17 protein-coding genes are annotated in these 14,522 nt (G+C 61.5%); 7 read left to right on the top strand and 10 right to left on the bottom strand.

The genetic code is table 11. From position 1 onward, the window contains the following. The first annotated feature begins 110 nt into the window (after positions 1-110). Both AC0JZ8_RS08995 and AC0JZ8_RS08990 read left to right on the top strand, forming a co-directional pair. Positions 111-767 carry a DUF1007 family protein gene (locus AC0JZ8_RS08995; RefSeq protein WP_471892328.1) on the top strand — a complete coding sequence of 219 codons (657 nt, stop codon included), beginning with the start codon at positions 111-113 and terminating at the stop codon, positions 765-767. After that, positions 761-1,846: a nickel/cobalt transporter gene (locus AC0JZ8_RS08990; RefSeq protein ID WP_471892327.1), complete on the top strand. Its 1,086-nt coding sequence runs from the start codon at positions 761-763 to the stop codon at positions 1,844-1,846. The genes AC0JZ8_RS08995 and AC0JZ8_RS08990 overlap by 7 nt, the downstream gene beginning before the upstream one ends. A gap of 4 nt (positions 1,847-1,850) precedes the next feature. Here AC0JZ8_RS08990 and AC0JZ8_RS08985 read toward each other — a convergent pair whose 3' ends face one another. Continuing rightward, complete coding sequence (locus AC0JZ8_RS08985; RefSeq protein WP_092659729.1) at positions 1,851-2,759, bottom strand: LysR family transcriptional regulator; 909 nt, start codon at positions 2,757-2,759, stop codon at positions 1,851-1,853. 93 nt (positions 2,760-2,852) lie between these two features. On the opposite strand from AC0JZ8_RS08985, the gene AC0JZ8_RS08980 reads away from it, so the two are divergent. Beyond that, on the top strand, positions 2,853-3,728 hold the full coding sequence (locus tag AC0JZ8_RS08980) for an aldo/keto reductase family oxidoreductase (RefSeq protein WP_471892326.1): 876 nt from the start codon (positions 2,853-2,855) through the stop codon (positions 3,726-3,728). Positions 3,729-3,821: 93 nt separating this feature from the next. On the opposite strand, the gene AC0JZ8_RS08975 is transcribed toward AC0JZ8_RS08980, so the two are convergent. From AC0JZ8_RS08975 to AC0JZ8_RS08955, 5 genes are all read right to left on the bottom strand, one after another. After that, positions 3,822-4,022 (bottom strand): hypothetical protein, encoded by a 201-nt coding sequence (locus tag AC0JZ8_RS08975; RefSeq protein WP_471892325.1) that lies wholly within the window; start codon positions 4,020-4,022, stop codon positions 3,822-3,824. Continuing rightward, positions 4,019-4,714: a GNAT family N-acetyltransferase gene (locus AC0JZ8_RS08970; RefSeq protein WP_471892324.1), complete on the bottom strand. Its 696-nt coding sequence runs from the start codon at positions 4,712-4,714 to the stop codon at positions 4,019-4,021. The genes AC0JZ8_RS08975 and AC0JZ8_RS08970 overlap by 4 nt, the downstream gene beginning before the upstream one ends. Positions 4,715-4,827: 113 nt before the next feature. Further along, entirely contained in the window at positions 4,828-5,211 is a 384-nt protein-coding gene (locus AC0JZ8_RS08965) for an ester cyclase (protein ID WP_471892323.1), read from the bottom strand. 11 nt (positions 5,212-5,222) lie between these two features. Then, entirely contained in the window at positions 5,223-5,936 is a 714-nt protein-coding gene (locus AC0JZ8_RS08960; protein ID WP_062461148.1) for a tellurite resistance TerB family protein, read from the bottom strand. Positions 5,937-6,034: 98 nt separating this feature from the next. Continuing rightward, positions 6,035-6,697: a 2-dehydro-3-deoxy-phosphogluconate aldolase gene (locus AC0JZ8_RS08955; RefSeq protein ID WP_471892322.1), complete on the bottom strand. Its 663-nt coding sequence runs from the start codon at positions 6,695-6,697 to the stop codon at positions 6,035-6,037. A 217-nt stretch (positions 6,698-6,914) separates the two neighbouring features. Here AC0JZ8_RS08955 and AC0JZ8_RS08950 point away from each other — a divergent pair, with 217 nt between their 5' ends. Genes AC0JZ8_RS08950 through AC0JZ8_RS08935 form a run of 4 tightly spaced genes read left to right on the top strand, consistent with a single transcriptional unit; the run spans position 6,915 to position 9,642 of the window. After that, entirely contained in the window at positions 6,915-7,412 is a 498-nt protein-coding gene (locus AC0JZ8_RS08950; protein ID WP_113109712.1) for a CYTH domain-containing protein, read from the top strand. Further along, on the top strand, positions 7,387-8,295 hold the full coding sequence (locus AC0JZ8_RS08945) for a CHAD domain-containing protein (protein WP_471892321.1): 909 nt from the start codon (positions 7,387-7,389) through the stop codon (positions 8,293-8,295). Before AC0JZ8_RS08950 ends, AC0JZ8_RS08945 begins: the two co-directional genes overlap by 26 nt. Before the next feature lie 55 nt (positions 8,296-8,350). Beyond that, entirely contained in the window at positions 8,351-9,295 is a 945-nt protein-coding gene (gene trhO / locus AC0JZ8_RS08940; protein WP_471892320.1) for an oxygen-dependent tRNA uridine(34) hydroxylase TrhO, read from the top strand. 26 nt (positions 9,296-9,321) lie between these two features. Then, positions 9,322-9,642, top strand: a complete 321-nt coding sequence (locus AC0JZ8_RS08935; protein ID WP_471893345.1) for a low molecular weight protein tyrosine phosphatase family protein — start codon at positions 9,322-9,324, stop codon at positions 9,640-9,642. A gap of 12 nt (positions 9,643-9,654) precedes the next feature. Here the strand turns inward: AC0JZ8_RS08935 and AC0JZ8_RS08930 are convergent, their stop codons facing one another. From AC0JZ8_RS08930 to AC0JZ8_RS08915, 4 genes are all read right to left on the bottom strand, one after another. Then, the gene (locus tag AC0JZ8_RS08930; RefSeq protein ID WP_471892319.1) at positions 9,655-11,844 is read right to left on the bottom strand and encodes a bifunctional diguanylate cyclase/phosphodiesterase; all 2,190 of its coding nucleotides are present in this window, start codon (positions 11,842-11,844) and stop codon (positions 9,655-9,657) included. A 150-nt stretch (positions 11,845-11,994) separates the two neighbouring features. After that, positions 11,995-12,771 (bottom strand): MetQ/NlpA family ABC transporter substrate-binding protein, encoded by a 777-nt coding sequence (locus AC0JZ8_RS08925; protein ID WP_471892318.1) that lies wholly within the window; start codon positions 12,769-12,771, stop codon positions 11,995-11,997. Positions 12,772-12,814: 43 nt separating this feature from the next. Continuing rightward, positions 12,815-13,483, bottom strand: a complete 669-nt coding sequence (locus tag AC0JZ8_RS08920; protein WP_062461169.1) for a methionine ABC transporter permease — start codon at positions 13,481-13,483, stop codon at positions 12,815-12,817. After that, the gene (locus AC0JZ8_RS08915; RefSeq protein ID WP_471893344.1) at positions 13,473-14,507 is read right to left on the bottom strand and encodes a methionine ABC transporter ATP-binding protein; all 1,035 of its coding nucleotides are present in this window, start codon (positions 14,505-14,507) and stop codon (positions 13,473-13,475) included. The genes AC0JZ8_RS08920 and AC0JZ8_RS08915 overlap by 11 nt, the downstream gene beginning before the upstream one ends. Positions 14,508-14,522: the final 15 nt, after the last annotated feature.

Genomic DNA, 14,522 nt, shown 5'->3' with positions numbered 1-14,522 from the left:
TCCGTCCCATTTCGGGGCCAGACCACAGCTTGCGGACGAACGACACCCCTTTTGATTTGGCGCAGGTCCGGACGCAATGCCGCTGCGCAATATGCTGGACCTGCTCGGATATGCGAAACAGACTTGCGACAATTCTGACGGCAGCGGCCATGGCTGCACCCTTCGCCGTTCCAGCGCCGGCACTTGCGCATCCGCATATCTTTGCCGAGGCCCGGCTGGAGATTGTCGCAGGCGCCGATGGCACCGTGCAGGAACTGCGCAATGTCTGGCGCTTCGATGAAGTGTTCTCCTCGAGCGTCATCCTCGATTTCGACAAGAACGGCGATCTCAAGCTCGATCCGCATGAACTCGCCGAACTCGGCGAAACCATCCGCACCTCGCTTGCCGACTACCACTACTTCTCCACCGTGACGCTGGATGGCGCACAGATCGGCATAAAGAAGCCGGACGTCTTTCACACCACGATGCAGGACAAGCAGTTGATGCTGATCTTTGCGGTGAAGCCTGAAAAGCCGGTCCCTCTCAAGGGCAAGCTCACCTTCGGCATCTACGATCCCACCATGTACACGGCGATCGACTTCCCCACCGACAAGGATTTGGTGCTGAAGGGTGCGGGCTTCGAGAAGTGCCAGCACAAGGTCGTACGGCCCGATCCAGACGACGTGATTTCGCAAAACAGCGCGTCTCTGACAGATGCTTTCTTCAACGATCCGACGGGGACCGACATGACCAAGCTCTTTGCCACCCGCATGGAAGTGACATGCTGAGGAAAGCGTCGACCGGCCTGCTGTTTGCCGCTCTCGCGGCGGCGCTGGTCGCCACCGCCGCCCACGCCCAGTCTCCGCTCGGCGTCGGTGCAGCAGAACCCTCCTTCTCGGTAGGCGGGCCGCTCGCCCCCTTCTTCCAGTGGATCAATGCCTACCAGCAGGGCTTCTACCGCTCTCTGACCGGCGCGCTGCGGGCGATGCGCGAGGATCCGTCTGCACTTGTCGGCCTGATCGGCCTGTCTTTTGCCTATGGCGTCTTCCACGCCGCCGGCCCCGGCCACGGCAAGGCGGTGATTTCCTCCTACATGATCGCCAACGAAGTCGAACTGCGCCGCGGCGTCACGATCTCCTTCATCTCCGCGCTTTTGCAGGGCCTGGTCGCGATCCTCGTGGTCGGCGCTGCCTTCGTCCTGCTCCGCGGCACCGGCATCACCATGACCCAGGCCACCTGGACCATGGAGGTTGCAAGCTTTGCCATGGTCTCCCTGTTCGGCGCCTGGCTGCTGGTCAAGAAGATCCGGGCACTCCGCATGCGGGTCGTGCGCGCTCCAGACCGCGGCCGCACGGCGGCAGCGGCGACTTCAGCCGGCGGATCGACCGCCATGCTGTTCGACGGCTCTTCCAACGGACGACGCGCGACCGGTCTCAATTTCCAGGCGGTCGAGATCGACGACCACGCATTTCAGGGAGACAGCGACACCTGCGAGGCCTGCGGCATCAGCCACATGCCTGACCCGTCGACGCTCGGCGCCCGCAACTTCAACCTCAAGGAAGCTTGGTCGGCGATCATTGCTGTCGGACTTCGCCCCTGCTCCGGCGCCATCCTCGTCATGAGCTTCTCGCTTCTGAATGGCCTCTATCTCGGCGGCGTGCTGTCTGTCCTCGCCATGTCGATCGGCACGGCGATCACGGTGACGATCCTCGCAACGCTAGCCGTCGGCGCCAAGGATATCGCGCTCAAGTTCGCAGGCCCCGGCTCGCGCAGCGGACGACGCATCGGCCATGCGATCGAGATCGGCGGCGCCCTGTTCATCTTGCTGATCGGCCTTTCCCTGCTCGGCGCCTCGCTGCAGGGCTGAACGCTCAACCCGGCTGCGGCATCGCCTTGATGAAATCGATGAAGGTGCGCAGCGGAGCCGGCACCAGCCGTCGCCCTGGATAGTAGAGAAACGGCCCTGAGAATGAGGGCCACCACGGCTCGAGCACCTGCTCCAGCGCACCACTGTCAAAATGCGGCTTCAGCCAGTCCTCGAACAGCGCGACGATACCGGTGCCGGCAATCGCCGCGTCCACACCGAGATCGGACCCGCCACCCGCCTGCACGATCAGCTGCGCCGGTGGATCCACCACCACCTCCTCGCCATCGCGTTCGAACTCCCAGGGCGTGACCGGACGGTCCCTGAACCGGCTCCGGATGCAGGAATGCGCCAAAAGATCCCGCGGATGGCCCGGTCGGCCCCGCGCGGCAAGATAGGCGGGAGACGCCGCCAATGCGAAACGCTGAACGCGTGGACCGATCGGCACGGCGATCATGTCCTGCTCCAGCCGCTCGTCATAGCGGATGCCCGCGTCGCAGCCGGCGGCGATGATATCGACGAAACTCTCGTCGGTCATGATGTCGAGACGGATATCCGGATAGGCGGCCAGAAACGCCGGCACGATCTGCGGCAGGACAATCCGCGCCGCACTGGCCGGCACATTCAGCGTCAACAGCCCGGCCGGCCGGCCCCGAAACCCGGCCGCCATGTCGAGCGCCGCTTCCATTTCCGATAGCGCCGGTCCCAGCCGGTCGAGCAGCGCCCTCCCCGCTTCCGTCGGCGTCACGCTGCGGGTCGTGCGGTTGAGAAGCCGGACGCCGATCTTCTCCTCCAGACGACGAACCGCGTCGCTCAATCCCGAAGCGCTGCCACCGGTCAGCCGGGCCGCATCGCGGAACCCTCTGGTCCTCGCCACCGCGACGAATGCTCCGAGATCACCAGCGTCGTATTTCATTGTCCGCCTTGCCGTACAGCCCGTTCGAATTGTAACCGATTATCGCGCGGGCTGGATAGCCCTATCTCTGCCTCACCGATAGGGAGTAAAACCATGACCAATCTTGAAAAAGCCGGCACCTATAAACTCGGCGACCGCGCCGTAAAGCGTCTCGGCTACGGCGCCATGCAGCTAGCCGGCAAGGGCGTGTTCGGCCCGCCGAAAGACCGCGCGGAAGCCGTTGCGGTGCTGCGCGAGGCCATCGAAGCCGGCGTCGACCATATCGACACCAGCGACTTCTACGGTCCGCATATTACCAACGAGATCATCCGCGAAGCGCTGCATCCCTATAGCGACGATCTCGTCATCGTCACCAAGGTCGGCGCCATCAGGGGCGACGACGCATCGTGGAACCCGGCCTTTTCGAAAAAAGCACTCACGAAGGCCGTCCACGATAACCTCAGGAATCTCGGTCTCGATGCGATGGAGGTGGTCAACCTGCGCTCCATGCTGGATGTCCATGGCCCCGCCGAAGGATCACTGGAAGAACCGCTGACGATCCTCGCCGAACTCCAGCGCGAGGGCCTCATCAAGCATATCGGCCTGTCGAACGTGACCCGGAAGCAGGTCGAGGATGGCCGCAAGATCACCCAGATCGTCTGCGTTCAGAACCAGTACAATCTTGCGCATCGCGACGACGACGAGCTGATCGATCAACTCGCGGCTGAAGGCACGGCTTACGTGCCATTCTTCCCGCTCGGTGGCTTCTCGCCCCTGCAATCCTCGACGCTGTCGGATGTTGCAGCAAGGTTGGATGCAACGCCGATGCAGGTGGCACTGGCCTGGCTGCTGAAGCGCTCGCCCAACATCCTGCTGATCCCGGGCACGTCGTCGCGCGGGCACCTGCGCGAAAACCTCGCCGTCGCCGATATCGAACTGTCGGAAGATGTGATGGCGGAGCTGGAAGCGATCGGCGCCAAGTCGGCTTAAGGGTGAGCTGCTAGCTCACGACGCTTACCTCATCCCTGTGGCAGACACGGGGATGAGGACGGTTTCGGGATTTCGCCCGACCAAACCTCGCAACTACTTCCGCCGCTGATACCGGGCCCGCAGCCAGAAGATCAGGAAGAAGCCAAGCACCAGCAGCGCGCCGACCACGAATGCCAGAACCGGCGAGTAATTGCCGATCCACAACACGATGGTCGGCATGAGATAGATGACCACCGCCGCGCCGAAGAGAATGGCGGCAGCCGCGATCGCCTGTGATTTCGCTTCTGGCGTCATGAGGTTTTCCCGCCGGCAAATTCGGCCCTGAGATCTTCCAGCCGCTTTTTCTGCCGGCCGTCTTCATTGAAATTGTCGGGCGAGAGCCAGGCCTCGAACCCGGCCTTGATCACCGCCCACTCGCTGTCGATCATCGAGAACCAGGCCGTATCGCGGTTGGCACCGCGTGAGATGATGTGCTGCCGGAACACGCCTTCGAAGGTAAAGCCGTAACGCAGCGCGGTCACCTTGGAAGGCTCGTTCTCGTTGTGGCATTTCCATTCGTAGCGACGATAATCCAGCGTCTCGAACACGTGGCGAGCCATCAGGTAATGCAGCTCCGTCGACATCGGCGACCGCTTCATGGCAAGCCCATGCGCCACGGACCCCACCTCGATCACACCGTTCTTCGGGTCCGGCCGCATATAGCTCGCCATGCCGACAACCGCGCCAGAGGCGTTTTCGCGCGCAACCAGCGTTACGAAGCCGAGGTTCGCATTCACATTGTCCAGCCACGCGCCGAACTCTTCGGCGGTCGAATAATGATCGTTCGGAAAATAGCGGATCAGCTCGTTGATCCCCTCGGCACCGCCCAGCGCCTCCCAGAGATCAGCCAGATGCTTTTTACGGTCATAGGGCTCGAGCGTCACGAACCGTCCGGTCAGGGTGACGGGGCTGGGGGCGGCAACTTTGTAATTGAAAAGATCGCGCATTCGGGCAGGTCCAGCAAGATGCGCAGCGGCTGCGTCGCAACCGCTGCAGATGAGGCATCAAGGCTTAGGCCAGCACCTGTCGAAAGGCAACCGGCGGAGACGATCGATGGAGCTCACAGCTGCGCTTCGATGGCGGCCTTGTCGACAATCGACCAGACCTGCACGATCTTGCCGTCGCGGAACCGATAAAAGACGTTTTCACTAAACGACACCCGGCGCCCGTTGACCGGAAGCCCGAGAAACTCGGCCCGAGGCGAGCACTCGAATAGCAACCGGCTGACCACATGCGGCGGATCGACGACCAGCAGATCAATGCTGAAGCGAAGGTCGGGAATATCGCTGAAATTTCCGACGAGCATGTCGCGGTAGCCGGACAGCCCGAGCGGCCGGTCATTATGGATGACACCGTCATCCACAAAGTCCCCGAGCCGCTCCCAGTCCTGCCGGTTCAGGCAATGGATGTAATCGCGGTAGATGTCACCGAGATCGTTACCCATGTTCTCGCCCTTTAAGCGGGCACTTTTGCCGCGGTGACCGTCGCATCGATATGCTCGAGCAGAGCATCGGGCAGACCCAGGCGTCCCGCGAGAAGATCGAGGTAACCGCGCTCGGCCCGTGTATCGGGATCGATGGTCATGCGGGTCGCGGTGTAAAGCTCCACCTTCTGCTCCTCGGTGCGGGCAGCGGCGACCAGATCGTCGATATCGACGGGGTTCGCAAGCTCGTCGCGGATGAAGGCTTCCGCCTCGTCGCCGAGATCGACCTCATGCACCTTGTTCATGATATTGGCCCGCTCGGCCGCATCGATATGACCGTCTGCCTTAGCGGCGGCGATCATGGCGCGCACCAGGGTCAGGGCGAAATCGTTGGTCAGCTCAGGCGACTGCAGCGAAAACGGGCTGTCCGGCGGCGGCAGCGCGATAGGCTCTGCAGCAGACGGCGTCGGCTGAATCGCGGCCTGCGGCGACTGCCCGGATTTGTAGTTCTTGTAGGCGAGATAGCCGAGACCCGCGACGGCTGCGATGCCACCCACGGTCACCACATTGCCGGCAATCTTGCGGCCGGTCTTGGTGCCGAGAAGTGCTGCGGCAATGCCTGCAGACTTCAACGGATTGTTCTTCGCCATATCGCCGAACTGCCCAGCCCGGCCCTTCACGCTTCCCGAAAGACCGGGAACCTGCGAACCCAGGAACTGGTCAAGAAGCTTTTTTGCGTCGAACATCCGTATCTCCTACTGTTGAATTCGAACACGGAGATAGGAACGGCAACACAGGAAAACAATTTTCCCGCGCTGCCGATAACGAAAATGTCAGAACGGATTTAAGCTCTGAGCGCGAACGCTTCGGAGGCGAGCTTGGTGATGGCGGCCCAGTCGCCGGCTGCGACCAGTTCCTTCGGGGCTACCCAGGAGCCGCCGACGCAGATGACATTGGGGAGCGACAGGTAGTCGTTGGCATTCTTCAGCGAAATGCCGCCGGTCGGGCAAAACAGCGTGCCTGCGAGTGGCGACGAAAGAGCCTTCAGATAGGCGGCGCCACCGGCCTGTTCGGCGGGAAAGAACTTCATCACGTTGTAACCGGCTTCCCGGAGCGTCATCACTTCGCTGGCAGTCGCTGCACCCGACAAAAGCGGAACCGGCGAATCCTTGGCGGCCGACAGCACGCCCGGAGAAACGCCCGGCGACACGATAAAGGTCGAGCCCGCCTTCACGGCAGCTTCCCAGTCCTTCGCATTGAGGATCGTGCCGGCACCGACATTGGCGCCTTCGACTTCGGCTGCAACAGCCTTCACGGCGTCGAGTGCTGCCGGCGTGCGCATGGTGATCTCGATCGCCCGCAGCCCGCCGGCGACCAGCGCCCGGGCGAGCAAGACAGCCGACTTCGCGTCGTCGACGATCAGCACCGGAACGACAGGCTGCAATTTCAGAATGGTCAGCAGCTTTTCGGTCTTGCTTGGGTTCTGGCCCGGGTTCTGGTCAGCCATGAAGAACACTCCCTAAAACGATTGAAATCCCTTGCCCGGAAATAACGGTCGATCACGTCATTGTCGAGGACAAATCCCCCGATCGACGCAACCTATCGCCGCTTGCGTGCTTCTCTTGAGCACCCGGCCGAAGCACCGCTTTACCATGCTCTTGCCGATACTCTTGCCCTTGTGCATCTTTGCGCTACGGTACATCTCCACAACCAAGACGAGGCCCATGGGACAGGAAATCGAGCGCAAGTATCTGGTCAAGAACGATGCCTGGCGGAACGAGGTCGCATCCTCCTCGCGGTTCCTGCAGGCCTATATCGCCGTTGCCGCTGATCGCTCGGTTCGCGTTCGCATCATGGATGACGAGAAGGCCAAGCTGACGATCAAGATCGGCTCGGAATTGTTCTCGCGCTCGGAGTTCGAATACGAGATTCCGCTCGCCGATGCCAAGGACATGGCAGCTGGTGCCACCGGCATCGTCCTCGACAAGACCCGCTTCAATGTCGAGCATCAGGGCTACACCTGGGAAGTGGATGTCTATGAAGGCGTCTATAACGGCCTGGTTGTCGCCGAGGTCGAACTTCAAAGCGAAACCGAACGTCCGCCGATACCGGACTGGATCGGCGACGACGTCACCGGCGATCGCCGCTATTCCAATGCCGTCATGGCCAACCAGGATCTGAGCCGGGAGCTTCTCGATGGCCTACCACCTGCGACCCGATAAGCCGTTTACCGCCGAGTTCGTCGCGGTTGCCGAGCAGCAGCTGTCGAAGGCGGTCCGATATCTCGCCGACAAGCCTGATGGGGCGCACACGGCGATCCACGATGCGCGCAAGCGTTTCAAGCGCGTGCGGGCGCTGTACCGCCTGATCCAGCCGGACGCCAAGGAATTCAGAAGCCGGGAAAACACCCGGATCGGCGACATGGCCCGCAGCCTCTCTGCCGTGCGCGATGCAACGGCGCTCGTCGAAACGGTCGATTATCTTGCCGGCCAGTCGACGCTGCCGGAAGAACAGGCAGCACTTGCCTTTGCCCGCGACGCCCTTTCCAAACGCCGCGACGAGATTGCCAAGCACCAGGAAGACTTGCCCGCCCGCATGGCGACGGCGGTGATCATCTGCCACGAAGCCATCGACGCATTGCACGGCCTCTCCCTCGACGACCGGCCGGAAAAGACCGCCAACCGGCTTGCCAAGGTCTGGAAGAAACAGCGCCTGCAGGCGCTTGCCGCGATCAAGGAATGCGAGGGCAATGCCCATGCCGAGGCATTCCACGAATTGCGCAAGAGCGGCCAGACCTACTTGATGCATCTTGCCCTCCTGCGCGACATCTGGCCGTCGGCGATGCGCGCCAAACAGGCCGAGGCGAAATCGCTGGTCGATCTCTTGGGTCACGAGCACGATCTTTCCGTTCTCTCGGGCCTCGTCAACGAAAGCCCCGACCTGTTCGGCGACAGCGACACGCTGGCGCGGCTACTCGCCGCCATCATCGCCCGCCAGCAGGCACTCCGGAAAGAAGCACTGCCGATCGCCCAATCGGTGTTTTCCGACAGTGCCGCCACGGAAAGCAAGCTTGTCGCACTCCTTTGGAAACACGCGGCGTCGTGACGACGACGACGCCCGATCCATTGCGCAACAGCGCATCTGGTTGTATGGGACCGGCATGACCGAAAGCCACCTTCTCCCCCGCCCCGAAGCCACGGGCGCATTTCTCGTTGCCGCGCTCTATCACTTTGCGCGGTTCGAACGTTTTGCGGATTTCCAGACGCCGCTGCAGGCCTTCTGCGACGCGCGCGGCATCAAAGGCACGCTGCTGATCGCGCGCGAAGGCATCAACGGTACGGTGGCGGGTTCCGACAGTGACATCGCCGAGCTTCTGACATTTCTGCGCGCCCAGCCCGAATTCACCAGTCTGGAGCACAAGGAAAGCCGCGCATCGAAAATGCCCTTCGTGCGCATGAAGGTAAAGCTCAAGAAGGAAATCGTCACGATGGGGGTCGAGGATATCGATCCCAACAGAATCGTCGGCACCTATGTCGAGGCCAAGGACTGGAACGCGCTGATCTCGGATCCCGAGACCATCGTCATCGATACGCGCAACGATTACGAGACGGCGATCGGCATCTTCAAGGGCGCAGTCGATCCCAACACCAAGACGTTTCGCGAATTCCCGGACTGGGTGAAAAACAATACCGGCCTGCACAACAAGCCGAAGATCGCCATGTACTGCACTGGCGGCATCCGCTGCGAGAAGGCGACAGCCTTCATGAAGCAGCAGGGTTTCGAGGACGTCTACCACCTCAAGGGCGGCATCCTGAAATATCTGGAACAGGTGCCGGAAGAAGAAAGCCTCTGGGAAGGCACGTGTTTCGTGTTCGACGAGCGCGTCTCCGTCGAGCACGGACTGAAGGAAGGCAACCACAAGCTCTGCCACGCCTGCCGCAATCCGATCACCGCCGAAGAGATCACCTCGCCCAAGTATGAGGAAGGCGTCTCCTGCTCCCATTGCTACGACAGCCGCACCGAGGAAGACCGGTTGCGTTACCGTCAGCGGCAGTTGCAGATCGCCCTCGCCAAACAGCGCGGCGTCAAGCATATCGGCAGCTAAAGCGTCCACGAGAAGGATGGACTAACCTGAAAAACATCCTTTTTGTCTGCAGCCAGAACAAGCTGCGGAGCCCGACGGCGGAGCAGGTTTTCGCTGAGTGGCCCGGCGTCGAGGTGTCGTCCGCCGGCACCAACAATGATGCCGAAAACCCTCTCTCAGCCGAATTGATCGAATGGGCCGACATCCTGTTCGTCATGGAACGGACCCACCGGGCAAAGATCCAGCAGAAATATCGCTCGCAGCTCAAAAGCAAGCGGCTGATCTGTCTCGATATCCCCGACGACTACGGGTTCATGGATGCGGGCCTGGTTGCGATCCTGAAGACAAAGGTGCCGCGGCATCTCTAGCCTGAGACGTTTTCATGCAATCCGCTTTCCGTCCCGTCCCCGGTCGGTGCGGTAGATGACGTCGATCTCATGGGCTTCCATCGGCCGACCGAAGAAATAGCCCTGCAATTCATCACAGCCCGTCATCCGCAACTTCAGCGCCTGGTCCTCGCTCTCGACGCCTTCCGCCGTCACCGGCATGCCGAGCGAACGGGCAAGCGCCACGGTCGCCTGCAACGTCTGAACCGCGTGGTCACCCTCGGACATTGCATGCACCAGCGAGCGATCGATCTTCATCCGGTCGAAACCGAACTGCCGCAGATATCCGACGCTCGAAAAACCAGCGCCGAAATCGTCGAGAGCAATTTCGACACCGAGCTTTTTCAGCCTGGCAATCGCTGCGCGAGCGCGGTCTGGGTTCTGAATGAAATACCCCTCGGTCATTTCCAGCGTGATGCGCGATGGATCGGTTCCGGTCTTGCGGAACATCGAGGCCACATGCTGCGAAAATTCGGGATCACGGAACTGGCCGGGCGAGATATTGACGGCAAGCTTGATGCCGGGCCAGTCGGCGATGCGCTCGCAGGCCCGGTGCATGACGAACAGACCCAGCTGGTCGATCAGTCCGCTTGATTCCGCAATCGGAATGAAAACGTCCGGCGGCACCGGTCCGTAACCCTTGCGGGTCCAGCGGGCCAACGCTTCGACGCCGATCAGCCGCCAGTTCGTTGCATCCACCACGGGCTGGTAGACGATATTGATTTCGCGCCGCTCGATGGCGATCCGCAGGTCCACTTCCAGCCGGTTGCGCTCTTCGCGCTCGGCATCCATTTCCGGCCGGTAATTCTCATAGCGACCGCGGCCGGTTTCCTTGGCACGGTACATCGCCATGTCGGCCCGACGGACAAGCTCCTCTCCCGGCACGTTGCCGCGCGGCGAGATGGCGACACCGATACTGGTTCCGATCACAGCCACCCGTTCGCCGATGACGAAGGGCTCGCCGAAGAAGCCGAGAATGCGGTCGCAGAGAATAGGTGCCACCGGAGATGCCCCCATCACCGGAAGAGCGATAGCGAATTCGTCGCCGCCAACGCGCGCCAGGATCGCCTCGCTGCCAACAAGCGTCTTCAACCCGGCCGCCACGCCGCGGATCAGCTTGTCGCCGGTCCCGTGACCATAGGCATCGTTGACTTCCTTGAAGCCATCGAGATCCAGATAGAGAAGCAAAACATGCGCGCCCTGCGCCCGGCTTTCGAGAACAAGGGCGTCGAGAGCGGTAAAGAAACCTGAACGGTTCAAAAGCCCGCTCAACCGGTCGCACATCGCGAGCCGTCTCGCATCGGCTTCGTCGCGCTTGAGCTGATTTAGAGTGATGCTGCCACTGACCACGAGCAGCAGGAAAAACAGCCCGACCATGGCAAGCGCGCCATAGACCAGAGGCTGCACCTGGGAGAAGCCGAGGTCGCCCGGACGCCGCGGCTGCCACGACAGCTTGACCAAAAGCTTGCCGTGCAGGTTGCGAAGTTCGACACTGTTGCTGGTCTGATCGGTCTTGTCGATGAACCGCAAACCCTCGACAACATAGGTCCTTGCAAGTTCCGCCACCTTCTTTTCGTCCAGCTGGCGGGCAAAGACGAGAAACCGTCTCTCCGAGAGCGGCTTGTCGAGCGCGCCGGATTTTTCGCGCACCAGGGCGACGCCGACAGCCGCAACGCCGTCGCGTGTCTGAACAAAGCCCGTGGCTTCCGGCAGACCGTCGCGACCCGTGGACAGGACCCGATCGAACAAGGTCCAGAGCGACGTATCGAAATACTCGCGCGGGTTCCACCCTGCCGGACGTCCCTCCTGATAGGACATCAGCACGTTGCGCTCGGTGTCCATCACGATCGCGATATCGAACAGGCCGCTGTTGGACGTCATATCGCCGTAATTGCTGACAACCCAATCCTGTCCGTCCTGGGCATAGACGAACTGGGCAGCATCATCCCATGCCGAATAATCGTTGAGGGTGGCCTGAAGCTGGGTTCGGAAGGTCTGCAGCGCGCCTTCGGTGGTCTGCATCGAGCGGCTGTCGTCATACCGGTTGGCATAATCTGCAATGCGGCCGACGGCCGTCAGAATGAAGACGGTCACGAGCGTGACGACGACTGCGAACAGGACAAGTTGCATCGCCACGACAGACCGACGGCCGGCCGGAACGGAACGCCGGAAATGTGACGGCATGAACAACAATAGCCCGCCCCTTCATTAAGGGGGCCACATTGGACGGCGATCTCTTCAGATATCGTTAACTTCAATAAGAAAAGCCGGTCTCCGCGGAGACCGGCCTCGATTAGATCACTTCACTCTGAGATCCTACCGTCTTTCGACGTGTTACCAGGACGGAATGACGACGCCCTTGAACGTGTCGAGCACGAACTGCTTCACCTCAGGGCTGTGATAGCTGTCGACCAGCGTCTTCACCCAGGCGGCATCCTTGTCCTTCGCGTTGATCGCGATGATGTTGATGTAAGGTGCCTTTTCGCCTTCCTTGGCGATCGTGTCCTTGGCCGGGTTGAGACCACCCTCGACCGCGAAGTTGGTGTTGATCACGGCCGCATCGACGTCATCGAGCGAACGCGGAAGCTGAGCTGCGTCGAGCTCGGCAAATTCGATCTTCTTCGGGTTTTCGGTGACGTCTGCCGGCGTGACCTTAAGGCCCTTGTCGGCATTGAGCTTGATGAGACCCTTGTCGGCCAGGATCAGCAGCGCGCGGCCGCCATTGGTCGGGTCGTTGGGGATCGAAACCGTAGCACCTTCCTTGAGCTCGTCGAGGGTCTTCACCTTCTTGGAATAGACACCCATCGGGAAGTTGACGGTTGTGCCGACGGCGATCAGGTCGAACTTGCGGTCGGTCACCTGATTGTCGAGATACGGCTTGTGCTGGAAGGAATTGGCCTGAAGCTCGCCATCAGCCAGCGCCTGGTTCGGGACGACATAGTCGGAGAATTCGAGGATATCGATGTTGAGGCCCTTGGGGGCTGCGATTTCCTTGACCTTTTCCATGATCTGCGCGTGCGGACCGGGCGTCACGCCGATCTTGATGTCTTCGGCAAAGGCCGATGCGGCAGTGAGCGCACTGAAGGCGGCCGCGAGAATGATGTTCTTCATGTCTGTCTCCTTGGATTTGAAAGAATGAATGGCTTGTTCTTGATCAGGTCTTGCGGTTGCGCCTGTCGAACCGTCGGGCAAGACTGTCGCCGGCGCTCTGGACCAGCTGAACGAGAACGATCAGCACCACGACGACGGCAAGCATGACTTCCGGCATGAAGCGCTGGTACCCGTAGCGGATCCCGAGATCGCCGAGACCACCGCCGCCGACCGCACCGACCATCGCCGAATAGCCGATCAGGCTGACCATGGTCATGGTGAGCGCGAGGATCAGGCCGGGCCGGGCTTCCGCGAGCAGCACCTTGAAGACGATCTGCATCGGCGAAGCCCCCATGGCGCGGGCCGCCTCGATGAGACCGCTGTCGATCTCGCGGATCGCCGCCTCCACAAGCCGCGCAAAGAACGGAATGGTGGCGATCGTCAAAGGCACGATCGCCGCATTGGTGCCGATCGAGGTTCCTGTGATCAACCGGGTAAACGGTATGATCGCAACGACCAGAATAATGAACGGCGTCGAGCGCGCGGCGTTGACGATGAGGCCGATGACGCGGTTGGCCGCCGGTGCCGGAAACAGCTCGCCACGGCCGCTGGTGGCAAGAAAAATGCCGATCGGCAGCCCAATGGCCGAGCCGATCAAGCCGGCGATCGCCACCATCTGCAGCGTCTGGGTCAGCGCCTTGGTGAGAAGGTTGATGAGCATCTCAAGCGACATAGCCGAGCACCTCCGTCTTCAGGCCGGTCTCGGCATAGAATTGTTGCGCCCGCGCCATCACGGCCGGGTCCGCGGAATAGGAAACGACCAGCGATCCGAACGGCTCGCCCGCGATCTCCTCGATCGCGCCCGCCAAAATGTTGACGTCGGCGCCCAGTTCGGCAACCAGACGTCCCGTCAGCGGCTTGAAAGCCGTGTCGCCGAAGAACACCAGCCGCACCAGCGCCCGGTCTCCCGCCGATGGTTGACGTTTGATGCCGTTGCGCAGCCATTCCGGCAGGTTGAGCGAAGAGGCAAGCAACGTGCGCGTCGTCTCGTGCCTGGGATCGGCATAGACCTCAAACGTGCGCCCGGCCTCAACGATGCGACCCGCATCGATCACCGCCACATGGCTGGCGACCGTTTTCACCACTTCCATTTCGTGCGTGATCAGAAGCACCGTCAGCCCGAGTTCGGCGTTGATGCGCTTCAGAAGATCAAGGATCGAATGCGTGGTCTCCGGATCGAGCGCCGAGGTGGCTTCGTCTGAGAGCAGCAGTTTCGGATCGGTCGCCAGCGCGCGGGCAATGCCGACGCGCTGCTTTTGCCCACCCGACAGCTCGGACGGGTAACGCCCGGCCTTGTCGCCGAGACCGACGAGATCGAGCAGAGGCCCGACCTTGGCCTTGATCGCCGCCTTGTCCACACCGGCAATCTTGAGCGGCAGCGCCACATTGTCGAACGCGGTTCGCGAGGACAGCAGATTGAAATGCTGGAAGATCATGCCGACCTGGCGGCGCAGCGAACGCAAACCATCTTCGCCGAGCCCGCCCACTTCGACGCCATCGACCACGACCGTGCCGGACGTCGCCTTTTCAAGCCCGTTGACCAGCCGGATCAGAGTCGACTTTCCGGCCCCGGATCGGCCGATGATACCGGCGATGGAGCCGCGGGCGACCGAAAAATCGATACCGTCGAGCGCGGTGAATTCGGGCTGCCCGGACGCACCGCCGAACCGCTTCACCACCTTTTCGAACGACACCATGGGCGCAGCATTCGC

The organism is Velazquezella soli (assembly GCF_977018685.1).
The sequence above is the reverse complement of the archived record's forward strand: the minus strand, read 5'-3'. Positions and strand labels throughout refer to the sequence as shown.